The following is a 14,177-nucleotide window of genomic DNA, read 5'->3' on the forward strand; positions in this document are numbered from 1 at the left end:
AGTTGTGCATGATGCACATTTAATAGGGCTAGAAAATCCACTATTATAGGAATTATCTCACAACAAGCTGTTACATAATTGTTACGCTATTGTTAACAATTATATTTACCATTTTTGGAAATCTGTCATTTGCGTACACTTATGTAAACTGAAATCCATAAAAAATGCCATAGCAGGGGCTGGCTATGGCATCTGAAAATGCGCTGTTTCTTCTATTATAATAATCCGGTCCTATCTCCTATTTCCAATATCCATTTCCTGAAATAAAACGAATTCTTTACGAAATTTTTACACCGCCGCCACAATCCTGCCAGCTATTGCACTGGCCGCAGCCGTGGCCGGTGACGCCAGGAAGATCTCCACCTTGGAGGTTCCCATCCGCCCCAGGAAATTCCGGTTGTTGGTAGCTACCACCCGCTCGCCGTCGCTCAAGATACCGCCGGTACGGCCGCAGCACAGACCGCAGCCCGGATGGGTGACGATGGCTCCCGCCGCTATCAGGGTGTCAATCACGCCCAGCTTCGCCGCCTCCAAATAGATCTTCCGGCTGGCCGGCGTCACAATCAGCTTCACATAAGGCGCCACGCTCTTACCTTTCAGAATCCCAGCCGCCATCACCAAATCCTCCAGCCGCCCGTTGGTACAGGAGCCGATAAACACCTGGTCGATGGGCGTCCCCTCCAGCTGGCTCACCGGTTTGATATTGTCCACCTGGGACGGACATGCCAGCACCGGCACGAAATCCTCAGCCCGGTAGGTGATGGTCCGGCAGTAAACCGCGTCCTCATCGCCCTTAATATCCCTCATTTCCTCCGTCAGTTCCACCTGGCAGTACTCCGCCGTCTTCTCGTCCGGCGTAAACAACGCGCATTTTGCCCCGGCTTCCACCGCCATGTTGGCGATGGTCATCCGGCTGGACACGCTCATAGCTTCCACCGCGCTTCCGGAGAATTCCAGCGCACGATAGGTTGCCCCATCCGCTCCCAAATCTCCAATCAGCCGCAATATAATATCCTTCGACATCACATAATCCGGCAGCTTCCCGTCAATCACCACCTTGATGGTCTCCGGCACTCGCACCCACATAGTTCCCGTGCCCAGAATACTGGCCATCTCCGTATACCCGATTCCCGACGAAAATGCTCCCACGCAGCCATAGGTCGTCGTATGGCTGTCGGTTCCGAACACCACATCGCCCGGCTTCACATAGCCAGCCTCCGTCATCAGCTGGTGGCAGATGCCATCGCTTCTGTGCACGTGGGTCAGACCATATTTTTCCGCAAATGCATCTCCCACCCGGAAATGTCTGGTATCATCCACCTGGCTGGCCGGCACCAGATGGTCGTAAATCAGCACCACCTTATCCGCGTCCCAGAGTCTGGTAAATCCCATCTCCTCAAACTTGTCAGCCACAAAGGGGATAAAAATATCGTGAATCATCACCCGGTCCACGTTCACGGTGACGATGTCTCCCGGCTTCACCTCTGTTTTCCCGGTATTTCGTCTGATAATCTTCTCTATCGCTGTTGCTCCCATCACATTCTCCTTAATCAAGACCGTTTAATTTACGCATCGCCTTCACCAGACCGCCGGCGTTTATGATATCCACCAGATTCTCCGGCAGGGAGGCAATGGGGTATTCCTTCCCCTGATGCTTCACAAAGTGATTGACTTCCACCGTAATCTCATCCCCCTCCGACACCGCATCGCGAAGGTCCGGCTGCTCGATGAGCAGCAGCCCGTTGTTGATGGAATTCCGGAAGAAAATGCGGGCGTAGGACTTGGCAATCACACAGCGGATGCCAAGGGCCTTGATAATCTCCGGTGCCTGCTCCCTGGAGGAGCCGCAGCCGAAGTTTTTGCCTGCCACGATGATATCCCCCTCCTTGATCTGTCCGGCCAGCTCCGGCCGCAGGGGGCTGAACCCGTACTGCTTCATATCTTCAATTGTCTTGAGCGCCAGGTACTCCGTGGGAATGATGATATCCGTGTCGATATCGTCCCCCAGCACCCAGACTCTGCCTGTAAATGTCTCCATATCTATGTATCCTTTCTGTCTCCACATTCCATCTGTCTCTGTGGTATCTGCCGAACAGACTACATACTATCGTTTCTGTCGGCCACGCCGCAGCTCTCCGGTTCTGCCACACTTACATCAGCTGGTCTGCCGTGGTAATCACACCGGCCACCGCCGAAGCCGCCACCGTCGCCGCCGAAGCCAGATATACCTTGGAGCTTGGATGCCCGGCGCGCCCCTTGAAGTTTCTGGTACCGGTGCTGATGAGGACTTCATTTTCCCCAATCACGCCCTGGCAGCTGCCCCAGCACACGCTGCAGTTGGCATTCATCACAATGGCGCCCGCTTCCATAAATATCTCAATCAGCCCTTCCTTAAGCGCCTGCTGGTACACATCGTTGCTGGCCGGCACCACAAGAAATCTCACATGCTCCGCCACTTTCTTGCCCTTAATCACAGCCGCGCCTACCCGCAGATCGTCAATCCGTCCGTTGTTGCAGGAGCCCAGAAACGCCTCGTCAATGGCAATTCCAGCCACCTCGCTGGCCGGCACCACGTCGTCCACGAAGTCAGGTCTGGCCGCCACCGGCTCTATCTTCGACAAATCAAAGGTATATTCTCTCACATAGACCGCGTCCTCATCGCTGTGGTACACCGCCTTCGGCGTCCGGCCATGCTCTTTTAGATACTCCAGGGCGATCTCATCCGCCTCCACAATCCCCGTCTTGGCTCCTGCCTCCACAGCCAGATTGCACAGCACCATCCGGTCATTGACGCTTAAGGTCTTCACGCCCTCCCCGGTAAATTCCATCACCTGGTAGTTGCACCCGTTGGCTCCCACCTGGCCGATGATGGTCAGCATCAAATCTCTGGGGTATACTCCCGGTCTCAGTTTCCCAACCAGGTTAAATTTCACTGTCTCCGGCACCAGAACCCAGGAGGTCCCCGTCACCATGCCGTACAGGTAATCCGTACAGCCCACACCCGTTCCAAAGGCCCCCAGGGCCCCGTAGGTGCAGGTGTGGCTGTCAGCCCCGAATATCAGCTCTCCGGGACGGACATAGTGTTCCATCATAATCTGATGGCAGACGCCCTTCCCTTCCCAGAAATCAATCCCGTTCTCCCTGGCAAAATCCCGCATCTTCTTCTGGGACGCCGCCGTCTTTGGATTGTCCGCCGGGACATTGTGGTCCACAATAAACACCAGCTTGGACGCATCCGCAATCCTGGGGCGCTTCAGCTGGTTCCGATACATGTCAATGGTCAGATGCGTGGTGCCGTCATTGCTCATCAGGCGGTCCAGATTCACCGTATGGATGTCCCCCGGCTTCACGCTCTCCACACCGGCCGCCGCCGCTATAATCTTCTCTGCTATGGTCATTCCCATCGCCTTGTTCCTCCTGCTATCTATTCTTCTTTATTCAGCGACGCAATCAATCCGCCCTGATTCAAAATATTCTGCATATACTCCGGCAGCTTCGTGCAGGTATACTCCACGCCACCTGCCTTCGCCACCCCATCGCTTAAAGACAACTCCATCTCATCCCCGGTCTCCACATGGTCCGGCAGTTCCTTGCACACAATCACCGGCAGACCGATATTGATGGCGTTCCGGTAGAAAATCCTGGCGAAAGACTTGGCAATCACCGCCTTCACCCCCAAAGCCTTCAGCACGCTTGGCGCCTGCTCTCTGGAGGAGCCGCAGCCGAAATTCTCTCCTCCCACCACAAAATCACCCGGCTTCACCTTCCCAGGGAAATCCGGGTCCAGGGACTCAAATGTATGTACCTTCATCTCCTCGATGGTCGGCAATAACAGATACTGGGACGCGATAATCTGGTCCGTATCCAAATCATTGTGAAACTTAAAAATCTTACCGCTGGACATGGTATAATGCCTCCTTCATTCTAATGGTAATCGTTTTTTCTATTTACATTCTAACACAGGAGTTGCTATAATAGAAATACATAATATGAATATTTAGTATGAAACTGAGTTATATAGGAGGTTTCCATGGACCAGAATTTATCCCAGTACCGCATTTTCTACGAAGTAGCCAAGGCCGGAAACATTTCCAAGGCCGCGAAAGAACTCTATATCAGCCAGCCGGCCATCAGCAAATCCATCAGCAAGCTGGAGGACAGTCTTGGCACCACCCTGTTTAACCGCAATTCCAGAGGCGTCCAGCTGACCGAGGAGGGGCAGATACTCTTCTCCCACACCTCCGCCGCCTTCGACGCCCTGTCCCAGGGAGAGCAGGAATTAAAGCGCATCAAGAACTTTCACATGGGCCATATCAGCATCGGCGTCAGCAACACCCTGTGCCGGTTTATCATGGTTTCCTATCTGAAAGGCTATATTGAAAAATATCCCCACATGAAAATCACCATCGAAAGCCAGTCCTCCACCCACACCCTGGCCATGCTTGACAAGGAGCGCATCGACATCGGCCTGGTGGCGGAGCCCAGATACCAGAAAAACCTGGTCTTCCTTCCGGTGATGGAAATCGAGGACATTTTCGTGGCCGCTCCCAGTTATCTGGAGAACTTAAGATTGCGGGAGGGGGAACATGCCGACGTGTTCCAGGACGGCAACATCATGCTGCTGGACCGCAACAACATTACCCGCCACTATATCGACGATTACATGAATGCCAACCACATGGAGGCCAACAGTCTGCTGGAGGTCACCACCATGGATCTGCTCATAGAATTTGCCAGAATCGGCCTGGGGGCCGCCTGCGTTATCGGCGAGTTTGTCAAGGAGGATTTGGAAGCCGGCCGTCTGGTCCAGCTGCAGCTTGACACCCCTATCAACAAAAGAACGATTGGGTTTGCCTATCATCCCAACCGTTCTTCTAAAGCGCTTGACACCTTTATTGATTTTATCAAACACACGACTGTGTGAAATATGTTCCTCAGTTACTTACATGGCTTTTTGAAGCACAAGCTTAAAAATGAACAGCAGTGCGGCGAACACAGCCCCAACTACCAGTAACACGGAAAGAACCGTTTTGCTTATCAGTCCGGCAAACAGCATTCCCACATAGAGAACGAGGAAGAAACTGTATCCTGCATAGGCCCAGCACCGCAGCCCCAGCATGCGGTTTCTCTCGTCGGTCTCAATGATCTCCTGTCTTTTTTTCAACTCCGGCACCTTCAGGTAACGCATGTTCTTGATTGCGGTCACAAGACCGGCTCCCAGCAAGCCGCCTCCCGCGCCCACATAAAATCCCTCCATAAAATCGCTTCCCCCTGCTTCCAGATAGAGGATAGGCAGATGGTCCACCAGCATCACGATGATAACCGCCGCAAGGCCAAGCGCCGCCAATACAAATCCAAGGGTAATTCTTCTTTTACATCTCTTTTCAAAATCAATTGGACTATCAATAAACATCTCATTCAACCACATACTGTTTCCTCCTCTTCAAATAAAAAGACTTCTTCAATCGTTTTGTCAAAAAATCTGGCTATCTTGTACGCCAGCTGCAGCGACGCGTTGTACTTCCCGTTCTCCAGCGATATAATCGTCTGCCTCGTCACACCCAAAGCGTCCGCCAATTCCTCCTGCGTGATCTTCCCCTGTTTTCTCAATTCCTGTATCCTCGTCCTCACCTGCACCACCCTTCCTGACTGTTTTCGTTTGATTTATTATCCGGATAAAAAGTAATGTTTGCTTTACATTTTTAGTATAGTACGCTTTACATTAAATGTCAAGTGCATTTTACATTTATTTATAAAAATGTGCCGGCACAAAAAATACAGCCCCAAAACCAGCTGTCGGCCAGTTTCAGGGCTGTATCGTTTATTGTTTGTTATGTAATTTAGTTATCAATCAGCTTATTGCCATCGTTCCAGCTGTACAGCTTGCGGAGTTCTGCTCCGGTGGCCTCTAACTGGTGGGCAGCTTCTCTCTTTCTCATGGCGTTGAAGTGTGGGCAGTTTACCTTGTTCTCGGATAACCAGTCTTTGGCGAAGGTGCCGTCCTGGATGTCGGAGAGAATCTTCTTCATGGCCTTCTTGGTCTCGTCGGTCACAATCTTCGGGCCGGTGATGTAATCGCCGTACTCGGCTGTGTTGGAGATGGAATATCTCATGCCTGCAAAGCCGCTCTCGAAGATTAAGTCTACAATCAGCTTCATCTCATGGATACACTCGAAGTATGCGCTCTCAGGCTCATATCCGGCTTCCACCAGAGTCTCAAATCCGGCTTTCATCAAAGCGGTAACGCCGCCGCAAAGAACTGCCTGCTCGCCGAACAGATCAGTCTCAGTCTCCTCGCGGAAGGTGGTCTTCAACACACCTGCTCTTGCGCCGCCGATGGCCAGTGCGTAAGCCAGAGCCAAATCTCTCGCCTTGCCTGTGGCATCCTGATGAACGGCAATCAGACACGGAACGCCCTTGCCCTCCTGGTACTGGCTTCTCACCGTATGTCCAGGTCCCTTTGGCGCAATCATGGTTACGTCCACATTCTTCGGAGGAACAATCTGTCCGAAATGAATGGCAAAGCCGTGAGCGAACATCAGCATCTTGCCCTCTGTCAGATTCGGCTCGATGGACTCCTTGTACATGTCTGCCTGCTTCTCATCATTAATCAGAACCATAATAATGTCTGCTCTCTTGGACGCCTCTGCTGCCGTATATACCTCAAAACCAGCTGCCTCTGCCTTGGCCCAGCTTCTGCTGCCCTCATAGAGACCGATAATCACGTGGCATCCGGACTCCTTTGCGTTGAGTGCGTGGGCATGGCCCTGGCTGCCGTATCCGATGACGGCGATTGTCTTTCCCTCCAGCATGGATAAGTTACAATCTTCCTGATAATAAATCTTTGCCATTTTTCTTCCTCCTAAGAATTCTTTTATTTTGTTGGCACCCCAAAGTCAGGGGAAAATGCGGTATGGTTAAAGAATCCGGCCGACGACTCTCTGTCCGCCTTTGGCCGGTCCTCTAGCTAACAAATCAAACGGTGCACTATGGCAGATAACGGATATCATCGGAACCTCTCTCCAGTCCGGTAAGTCCCGTTCTGGCAAGCTCCAGTATCTCATAATCTTCCAGCAGATTCACCAGCGCGTCCAGCTTCGACTGGTCGCCCGTCAGCATCACGGTCAGGGAATCCTTGCCCACATCCACGATGGTAGCGCGGAAAATGTCGGAGATGGCGCTGACGGCCTGTCTCTCGCTTGCATTGGCCCGTACCTTCACCATAATCAGCTCCCGGTACACCGAGCGTCCCGGCTCCAGTTTCTTGATATCCCGGACGTCCTCCAGCTTTCGCAGCTGTTTTTCGATCTGCTCTAAAATATTCTGGTCCCCGAAGGACACCACCGTCATACGGGAATAGCGCTCATCCGCAGTGACGCCTACTGTCAAACTCTCAATATTGTAACCGCGGCGGCTGAACAGCCCGGCAACCCGGCTTAACACACCTGCAGTATTGTCCACAAGAAGCGATAACACAATCCTATCCATAGGCCCCTCCCCATTCCATATTCTTACATCCATGTAGTATTATTTAATCTTAACAATCTGCCGGGTATTTGTCAACTATATAAAAGGAATGGATATCATGAATTCAAGTTATGGCAATGTCTCCCGTCCGTCTCCGGTATTCCCTTGGGGAAATGCCTTTGTGCTTCCGAAAACAGTCTCCAAAATAATTGCCGTCCTCAAAGCCGCAGGCCACCCCAATCTCCGTCACCGGCAGGCGGGTGTGGGCCAGCAGTTTTTCCGCCTGGGCAATCCTGGTGTAAACCACGTATTCCTTAAAGCCGAAACCGGTCACCTGCTTGAACCTGCGGGAAAAATAGGTGGGCGTCATGTGAACCATCCGGGCCATGTCCTCTAAAGACAGCGGCTTCTCATAGTTCTGGCTGATGTAGCGGGCGGCCTCCTGAATGGCATTTTCCGTCTCCCCCATGGCTCCCTGTTTCTGGCAGACGCCGTATCGCCCTGCCGCCACCAGCATTTCATAGAAATGATTTTTTGCAAGGAACAGGGAGAGAGAGCCGCCCTCTCTCATCTCCTCCTCAATTTTGTCGAACAAAAGCTCCACCTGGGGGCGGACCGGGATGGGAATCCAGAGCTGGGTGTTGTCAAACAGAGCGGCCAGCGCCTCCCCGCCGCCAGCTTTCAGAAGGGGGTCCAGCACACTGGCGCTAAAGGAGACCGCAATCCGCTCTCCTCCGCTTCCCTCCGGGTAGGTGGCCCGGTGGAGCACCCCCGGCGCGAACAGCAGCATATCTCCCGCTTCCACATAATAGAGCTTGTGGCCGACAAACATGCGGCAGTGGCCGGACAACAGATAGTACAGCTCATAGAATGCATGGTAGTGGGACTGGGCCATGCTGAATTCGGTGCTGCGCACCATGCGGCTGATTTGAAAATCCTCCACGACGTTCTCTCTCCCTTCCTGTTTATCTTTCTCTTCATCTTTCTCTTCCACAAGTATAACACTCGGATTAGAAAAGTGCAATTTTTCTGTATTATTTAAATATAAAGCAGAAAATCCGTATCAATTGTTGATTTTTTGTATTATGATAAAAACCGTTATGTGTAAAATTCGGGAAAAAGGGGATTGTGTGAATTATGATGAGCGAACAGAAAGCCAGTCTGTCAGAAAAAGATAAAGCATTCCGGGAATTTGCCCTGTCGGAAAATATGTGGCGGGTGGTACTCCAGGTGGGAACGCCATTGGCCCTGTACCAGAGTCTGACCCAGGTGTTTAAGATATTTGATACCATGATGGCCTCCCATATCAGCGCCACCGCCGTGTCGGCCGTGGCTTACCTGTCACAGCTTAACATGATGCTGTCGGCTCTGGGCGGCGGTCTGGCCATCGGTGCCAGCATTCAAATCAGCGCGGCCTACGGGGCCGGGGATTTTGAACTGGTGAAGAAGCGGGTCAGCACCCTGTTTGCCATGTGCGGAATTCTGGGCATTGCCCTGCTGGCCATTCTGATTCCCTTTGCGCCCCAGTTTTTGCGGTTAGCCAGGACGCCGGAGGAATTTATCTCCACCGGAACGACCTACTTTATCCTGGAGCTGTTCGGCATGGTCATCAGCTTCTTTAATAATGTGTATATCGCCATCGAGCGGGCGAGAGGAAATTCCAAGAGGATTCTGTACTTGAACTTTGTGGTACTGGGTGTCAAGCTGGCGCTGACGGCCCTGTTTGTCTACGTGCTGGACGGGAACATCAATATGATTTCCGCCGCCACCATCATTTCCCAGACACTGCTCCTGCTGGCGGCTGTGAAGAACTTGAATGAGAAGGGAAACGCCTTCGGGTTTTCGCTTAAAAGCATCAGTCTCGCCACCCGTGTCACCGCTCCCATGATACGGCTCTCCATTCCGGTGATTGCGGAGAAGATGGCATTTTCCTTCGGGAAGGTGGTTATCAACTCTATGAGCACCATATACAGCGCCCTGACGGTGGGAGCCCTGGGGGTGTCCAACAATATCGGCGGATTCAGCACCAACCCGCAGAACGGATTTCAGGAGGGAGCCGCCGCCATTATCAGCCAGAATCTGGGGGCCAAAAAGGTGCACCGGGCCCTGCAGGCGTTTGGCTGTGTGCTGGTGATCAACGTCATCGTGGGCGGGGTGTTCATGTCTCTGTCCCTGCTGTTCCTCAACCAGATCAGCGGCCTGTTTGCCGGAAATGACGCCGATTTCAGCCGGATGATAGCCTCCATTTACCGGATGGAAGCTATGGGGGCGATTCCGCTTGGCATCAATGCGGCTGTCATGGCGCTGCTCTACGGGTTTGGGAAAACGAAGCTGACCCTGCTTATCAATTTCAGCCGCGTCTTCCTCTTCCGGGTTCCGGTGCTGTGGTTTCTTCAGCAGTACACGGATTTGGGGGAGGTCAGCGTGGGAATTGTGATGGCGGTCAGCAACATTGCCACGGGGATTCTGGCGGTTGTCGTGGGAGGGGTGGTCATAGTCCGTATCTGCCGGCAGAATCATGTGGCACTCTGGAAACACGGGGAGCGGGTTCCCTGTTAAAGCAGGTAACGAATCAGCCAGTCCAGGGGCTTTAACAGGCGGACTCTGGTTTTCCGCTTGTCGCTGATGACCTGGGGAATCTGGCCTTCTTTTAAGTGGTAGGTGGTCTTATCCTTTACCTCCAGGGCGTCGTGTTCGTAGGTCTCCATATAGTTTCGCATGCTGGCATTGAGGGCGGCGCTATCGATGACCAGCATTAATTCCGTGTCAATGTAGGCGCTTCGCATGTCCCAGTTGAAGGAGCCGACGCCTGTCAGACGGTCACCGATGGTGAAACATTTTCCGTGATAGGATACTCCCTGGTCATATTCCAGAATCTGCACTCCCGTGTCCAGTATCTTCGGCTTATGAATCAGGTAATCGGTGGCCCCGAAGGGATTGCCGTTGTTGGCTACGGAATTGGTCATCATGGTGACGTCCGGGTTGGCGGCGCATAAGGCGGTCAGGCGCCCCATCATGTAGTCGTTGCAGAGGATGTAGGGGGTGTGGAAAACAATCCTTCCCTCTGACTGCCGCATCAGTTCTGTCATGTTGTAAAATAGTACCGGTTCCTTTACGCTGGCGTCGATGGGGTTGCTCAAGAGGCGGATTTGATTGGTTTCCACGGTCATCTGGGTGTAGTCCTTTGCCGTGAACCAGTCCTCTTTCTCGGATTTCATGTTCTCATAGAGGACGGTAAGGGCCTTTCCCGCTTCGGTGACGCGATTTCTGGCGTTCTTCCAAAGAGGCATGGTGTTCATGACTGCCTTGCAGTCCGGAAGGTTCCACACGGACTGAAAATACTCCTCAACCTGGTAGAAGGAGGAATTCTCATCCTGCCCATCCCGGCATACCAGAACGTCCCAGTCATAATTCTTATAATTCGTCTCATCCCCAAGGAAATAATCGTAGGTATTACGGCCGCCCAGAATGTAAGCCGTCTCGTCCACCAGCAGATATTTGTCGTGGAGGCGGGCCATCAGTTTGGAGGGTTTTAGCAGGTTGATGGGATTGTAGACCTTGATGGTCACATTGTCTAGCGCACCTAAAGCCTGAAAACTGGCCTTTCCCTGCACGTGGGTCATGTAAGAATACCCGTCTATCAATATCTGCACCTTAACGCCCCGGTTTGCGGCGTCGTAGAGGGCCGCCAGCATTCTCTTTCCGCTGTTGTCCTCGCAGAAGTCAAAGGTGGACAGCACGATGCGCTCCGACGCATGGGATATCAACCGTATCCGCTCCTCCAGCGCCTCCGTATTGTCAAACAAAATCGCCGCCCTGTCCCTGCCCGGCTCTTCCCTATAAAAAATCGGCCTTCGAAAATCCGGCCTCCGTCTCCTCCGTGACCTCTCCCTGTTTTGTGTAGGGGACACATATTCTGGCGGCGTAAATGACGATAACCACCGCGATAATTCCTAATTTTACTTTTCGTTTCATGCAAATGGCTCCTGTAATTTAATAAAACTTTAATAAGACATAAGGAAGGGGCCAGAACTATCTCCATATCATAGCCCTGCCCCATCTTACATTATCTGTTACTCTTGATTATCCAGAGATTCCTTTATCTTGAGTATCTGCTCTATCGGGATATCCGTATCTTCATGGATTTCTTCAACTGTCTTATTCTTCTTCAACATTGTTGTTACAATTTTCACCATGCTCTTCTCCATGCCACGCTTCATACCAGTCTCCATACCGTGCTTCATACCGGTTTCCATACCTCGCTTCATACCGGTTTCCATACCTCGCTTCATACCAGTTTCCATACCTCGTTTCATACCGGTTTCCACACCATCTTCAAATATCATCTGTCCTAATAATGACATTTTCAGCACCTCCTCCACATGTTCTAATTCCACAGGATTCAAAAACTTATTCGCAAATGCGTACACTATCGACTCTATCTTTTTGATATCCTCTGTCTTCAGTTCCTCATTAACTCTCTTCTCGCTCTCTTTCAACAACTCCAGGATTGTCCTTATCCGTACTTCTATACGGTCGGTTCCAGACATCAATGGTGTCAATACCAGCGGTACCAGGTCTTCTTTCGTGATCGGTTCTCCGGTACTCAGTTTCTCCTGAACTCTTGCAATAACCTGGTCTCCATCCTTTTCACCCATCAGGATCGGAACTATCCGGTATGTATTCACTCCCTCCGTAAAAGAAGTCACCGGATTTCTCACATTGCCAGTATAGACCACATAAGTCGTTACGGCTACGCCATAAGTATTGCTGACGTTCGCCTCATACTGCCGGAAGCGTTTTAAATCCTCCACGCCTCCATCCCGGCTCTGAAACTCAAAATGAGACCAGCTTCCATCCCGCATCACATAATTGAAATCTTCATACATCTGCCGGATTTCCAGTTCAATAATCTCAGTCGGCGCCACACTCACCGGCTCCGCCAGCCCCATGCAGGGCATCAATTCCTTGCCAAAATTCTGCCCCGCATACTTCATTCCCCTGTCCTCATACGGGAATGTGTCTGCTCTTCTCCTCACACTGCCTGCCTTTCCGTAGGCGGCATAGTCTTTTGTCTACCTTAAGTATACGTTCTTTTTTCTCCACAGACAATAGTTTTCCTACAATTAATCCTTTTATGATTGTTTTTCTTTTGTTTTACATTGAGTTTTTATAAGATACCTATTGGAATTACTGATTGAAATGATACCTGAATATAACTTGATAAATAGAATATAATCTGATATTCTGATGAAATAAGATAGACAGTTTCTATGTCCTGCTCCTATCGTCTGTTTCCTTACTATAACACATCCCGTGAATAAAATCCACCATCAAATAAAAAGTCTGTCTAAAAACTCATACCCATACCTGCAAAAGGGACCCTTCTGCTAAAGCACAGATTTCGGGTCCCTTTTTTCTTTCTATTATCCTTTGATGCCGAGGGTCTCGGCGATGCGCTCTTTGGTGCGCTCGCACTGGTTTCGGCCGTAGATGATGTCGCTGACGGTGGAGTTGGCGATGCCGAGGCGTTTCGCTAATTCCTGCTGGGGGATGTCCTGCTCTACCATGGCGATTTTCATCTTTTTGCCGAAGGGGGTGCATGGGATTCTGGCTGTCATATGAGTTCCTCCTGTGATTTGATTAAATTTATGAACTTACACTCTGTAATGCGACGGTGAAAGTCGGGATTACCTGGAATTTTTCTCCGTTTTTCCAGCCGGCTCCGGTGGCACCGCAGATGGTCATCTCTAACGTGCCAGCCGGCGCCAGGATATTGGCACCGTCACTTGCTGCTATCTGATAGGGGGATCCGGTGGTAACGGTTGTCTTTGTCATCCATTTTCCGGTATTGTCTGCTGCGGCGGATGGGTACTTGATGACGTCTCCTTTTTTGCAGATAGCGAACATCACATTTTTTCCGGTAAGGCCGTTCAGTGTATTGACAAGCTCCGGCGTGTCTTCCGTTGCGCCGGTCTTTGTTTTTACGCCTGTGATGCTGACTACCAGCGGAACCTTGGATGTGTTGGTTATGGTATAATTGCTGGCCTGGGCTATGATTTGGTTATTATTATCTGCGCCCGCACTTGTCACGACTGCCGCGTCGGCTGCCACGGTTACGTTGGGGTCGATATCAAAACTGGCTTTTATCGGCACCTTTACCTGGATACTGGTAATCTTGATGGTTCCCTCTATGACGGAATCCACCTTTCCGTCTGTGACTCCACCGTAGTCCGATTCTGCAAGGTCTTTCTCGTTGGCTGCAAAGGATGCCATGCTCCCTGTCAATGCCAATCCGATGGCCAGGGCCACCGCTGCTGCTCTTTTTCCTGTCTTCATTGTGTGAATCCTCCTAATCCATTTTCTTTTTTGCTTCTTTGCTTTATATCAATCAGCCGGCTGCTTCTGTTATCTGGCTGCGCTGATTTTTAACGTGGGGCGGACGGTAAACTGATACTTCCCATAGAAATCCGGCGCTACTTTTCCGTAGAGCCGCAGGTGTATGGTCCCCTCCGCCGGTATTTCCGTGATGTAAATGCTGCCGCTTCTTCCCGGCAGAAATGCCTGCCGCTCAAACTCCTGGACACTGCCATATGTCTGGCCGGAGACTCCCAGCGCCAGGATGGCCGTTCCCATAGGACCCACCTTGGATATCTGGTCCACCAGCTGGAAGGACTGCTTTTCCTGGTCTGAGAATTTATCCTCGAAAT

General features: G+C 51.4%; 16 protein-coding genes and 1 pseudogene. 2 read left to right on the top strand and 15 right to left on the bottom strand.

Annotated elements, in window-relative coordinates:
• Positions 1–288: 288 nt before the first annotated feature.
• The 4 genes from HMPREF9473_RS13855 to leuD form a co-directional block, all read right to left on the bottom strand.
• Positions 289–1,536 carry a 3-isopropylmalate dehydratase large subunit gene (locus tag HMPREF9473_RS13855; RefSeq protein WP_006780757.1) on the bottom strand — a complete coding sequence of 416 codons (1,248 nt, stop codon included), beginning with the start codon at positions 1,534–1,536 and terminating at the stop codon, positions 289–291.
• A gap of 10 nt (positions 1,537–1,546) precedes the next feature.
• Positions 1,547–2,038: a 3-isopropylmalate dehydratase small subunit gene (locus HMPREF9473_RS13860; RefSeq protein WP_006780758.1), complete on the bottom strand. Its 492-nt coding sequence runs from the start codon at positions 2,036–2,038 to the stop codon at positions 1,547–1,549.
• Positions 2,039–2,150: 112 nt separating this feature from the next.
• On the bottom strand, positions 2,151–3,404 hold the full coding sequence (locus tag HMPREF9473_RS13865; protein WP_006780759.1) for a 3-isopropylmalate dehydratase large subunit: 1,254 nt from the start codon (positions 3,402–3,404) through the stop codon (positions 2,151–2,153).
• 20 nt (positions 3,405–3,424) lie between these two features.
• Positions 3,425–3,904 carry a 3-isopropylmalate dehydratase small subunit gene (gene leuD / locus HMPREF9473_RS13870; protein ID WP_006780760.1) on the bottom strand — a complete coding sequence of 160 codons (480 nt, stop codon included), beginning with the start codon at positions 3,902–3,904 and terminating at the stop codon, positions 3,425–3,427.
• Between the two features lie 126 nt (positions 3,905–4,030).
• Here leuD and HMPREF9473_RS13875 point away from each other — a divergent pair, with 126 nt between their 5' ends.
• Positions 4,031–4,924: a LysR family transcriptional regulator gene (locus HMPREF9473_RS13875; RefSeq protein ID WP_006780761.1), complete on the top strand. Its 894-nt coding sequence runs from the start codon at positions 4,031–4,033 to the stop codon at positions 4,922–4,924.
• An 18-nt stretch (positions 4,925–4,942) separates the two neighbouring features.
• On the opposite strand, the gene HMPREF9473_RS13880 is transcribed toward HMPREF9473_RS13875, so the two are convergent.
• The 5 genes from HMPREF9473_RS13880 to HMPREF9473_RS13900 all read right to left on the bottom strand — a co-directional run bounded on the left by HMPREF9473_RS13880 (position 4,943) and on the right by HMPREF9473_RS13900 (position 8,461).
• Positions 4,943–5,428, bottom strand: coding sequence for a hypothetical protein (locus HMPREF9473_RS13880; RefSeq protein WP_006780762.1), 486 nt, complete (start codon positions 5,426–5,428; stop codon positions 4,943–4,945).
• Positions 5,419–5,631: a helix-turn-helix transcriptional regulator gene (locus tag HMPREF9473_RS13885; protein ID WP_034859327.1), complete on the bottom strand. Its 213-nt coding sequence runs from the start codon at positions 5,629–5,631 to the stop codon at positions 5,419–5,421. Before HMPREF9473_RS13885 ends, HMPREF9473_RS13880 begins: the two co-directional genes overlap by 10 nt.
• A 209-nt stretch (positions 5,632–5,840) precedes the next feature.
• Positions 5,841–6,851: a ketol-acid reductoisomerase gene (gene ilvC, locus HMPREF9473_RS13890; protein WP_006780764.1), complete on the bottom strand. Its 1,011-nt coding sequence runs from the start codon at positions 6,849–6,851 to the stop codon at positions 5,841–5,843.
• A gap of 136 nt (positions 6,852–6,987) precedes the next feature.
• On the bottom strand, positions 6,988–7,488 hold the full coding sequence (gene ilvN / locus HMPREF9473_RS13895; RefSeq protein ID WP_006780765.1) for an acetolactate synthase small subunit: 501 nt from the start codon (positions 7,486–7,488) through the stop codon (positions 6,988–6,990).
• A gap of 103 nt (positions 7,489–7,591) precedes the next feature.
• The gene (locus tag HMPREF9473_RS13900) at positions 7,592–8,461 is read right to left on the bottom strand and encodes an AraC family transcriptional regulator (RefSeq protein WP_006780766.1); all 870 of its coding nucleotides are present in this window, start codon (positions 8,459–8,461) and stop codon (positions 7,592–7,594) included.
• Positions 8,462–8,604: 143 nt separating this feature from the next.
• Between HMPREF9473_RS13900 and HMPREF9473_RS13905 the strand changes: the two genes are divergently transcribed.
• A complete protein-coding gene (locus HMPREF9473_RS13905) occupies positions 8,605–10,026 on the top strand; it encodes an MATE family efflux transporter (RefSeq protein ID WP_006780767.1) in 1,422 nt (473 codons plus the stop codon).
• On the opposite strand, the gene HMPREF9473_RS13910 is transcribed toward HMPREF9473_RS13905, so the two are convergent.
• The 6 genes and pseudogenes from HMPREF9473_RS13910 to HMPREF9473_RS13930 all read right to left on the bottom strand — a co-directional run.
• Entirely contained in the window at positions 10,023–11,273 is a 1,251-nt protein-coding gene (locus tag HMPREF9473_RS13910) for a phospholipase D-like domain-containing protein (protein WP_006780768.1), read from the bottom strand. The genes HMPREF9473_RS13905 and HMPREF9473_RS13910 overlap by 4 nt on opposite strands.
• Positions 11,274–11,304: 31 nt before the next feature.
• Entirely contained in the window at positions 11,305–11,442 is a 138-nt protein-coding gene (locus HMPREF9473_RS27750) for a hypothetical protein (protein WP_006780769.1), read from the bottom strand.
• A 98-nt stretch (positions 11,443–11,540) separates the two neighbouring features.
• Positions 11,541–12,506, bottom strand: coding sequence for a hypothetical protein (locus HMPREF9473_RS13915; RefSeq protein WP_138669465.1), 966 nt, complete (start codon positions 12,504–12,506; stop codon positions 11,541–11,543).
• Between the two features lie 387 nt (positions 12,507–12,893).
• On the bottom strand, positions 12,894–13,088 hold the full coding sequence (locus HMPREF9473_RS13920; protein WP_006780771.1) for a helix-turn-helix domain-containing protein: 195 nt from the start codon (positions 13,086–13,088) through the stop codon (positions 12,894–12,896).
• Positions 13,089–13,116: 28 nt separating this feature from the next.
• A complete protein-coding gene (locus tag HMPREF9473_RS13925; RefSeq protein WP_006780772.1) occupies positions 13,117–13,806 on the bottom strand; it encodes a hypothetical protein in 690 nt (229 codons plus the stop codon).
• A gap of 69 nt (positions 13,807–13,875) precedes the next feature.
• Positions 13,876–14,177: pseudogene (locus tag HMPREF9473_RS13930) on the bottom strand (hypothetical protein); the annotation flags it as partial.

It is taken from the genome of Hungatella hathewayi WAL-18680 (genome assembly GCF_000235505.1).
In the GTDB taxonomy this organism is placed as follows: domain Bacteria; phylum Bacillota; class Clostridia; order Lachnospirales; family Lachnospiraceae; genus Hungatella_A; species Hungatella_A hathewayi_A.

Excerpts from the sequence above, each read along its gene's own strand:
- HMPREF9473_RS13855 (WP_006780757.1), bottom strand. The coding sequence starts at position 1,536 with ATGGGAGCAACAGCGATAGAGAAGATTATCAGACGAAATACCGGGAAA.
- HMPREF9473_RS13860 (WP_006780758.1), bottom strand. The coding sequence starts at position 2,038 with ATGGAGACATTTACAGGCAGAGTCTGGGTGCTGGGGGACGATATCGAC.
- HMPREF9473_RS13865 (WP_006780759.1), bottom strand. The coding sequence starts at position 3,404 with ATGGGAATGACCATAGCAGAGAAGATTATAGCGGCGGCGGCCGGTGTG.
- leuD (WP_006780760.1), bottom strand. The coding sequence starts at position 3,904 with ATGTCCAGCGGTAAGATTTTTAAGTTTCACAATGATTTGGATACGGAC.
- HMPREF9473_RS13875 (WP_006780761.1), top strand. The coding sequence starts at position 4,031 with ATGGACCAGAATTTATCCCAGTACCGCATTTTCTACGAAGTAGCCAAG.
- HMPREF9473_RS13880 (WP_006780762.1), bottom strand. The coding sequence starts at position 5,428 with ATGTGGTTGAATGAGATGTTTATTGATAGTCCAATTGATTTTGAAAAG.
- ilvC (WP_006780764.1), bottom strand. The coding sequence starts at position 6,851 with ATGGCAAAGATTTATTATCAGGAAGATTGTAACTTATCCATGCTGGAG.
- ilvN (WP_006780765.1), bottom strand. The coding sequence starts at position 7,488 with ATGGATAGGATTGTGTTATCGCTTCTTGTGGACAATACTGCAGGTGTG.
- HMPREF9473_RS13905 (WP_006780767.1), top strand. The coding sequence starts at position 8,605 with ATGATGAGCGAACAGAAAGCCAGTCTGTCAGAAAAAGATAAAGCATTC.
- HMPREF9473_RS27750 (WP_006780769.1), bottom strand. The coding sequence starts at position 11,442 with ATGAAACGAAAAGTAAAATTAGGAATTATCGCGGTGGTTATCGTCATT.
- HMPREF9473_RS13920 (WP_006780771.1), bottom strand. The coding sequence starts at position 13,088 with ATGACAGCCAGAATCCCATGCACCCCCTTCGGCAAAAAGATGAAAATC.
- HMPREF9473_RS13925 (WP_006780772.1), bottom strand. The coding sequence starts at position 13,806 with ATGAAGACAGGAAAAAGAGCAGCAGCGGTGGCCCTGGCCATCGGATTG.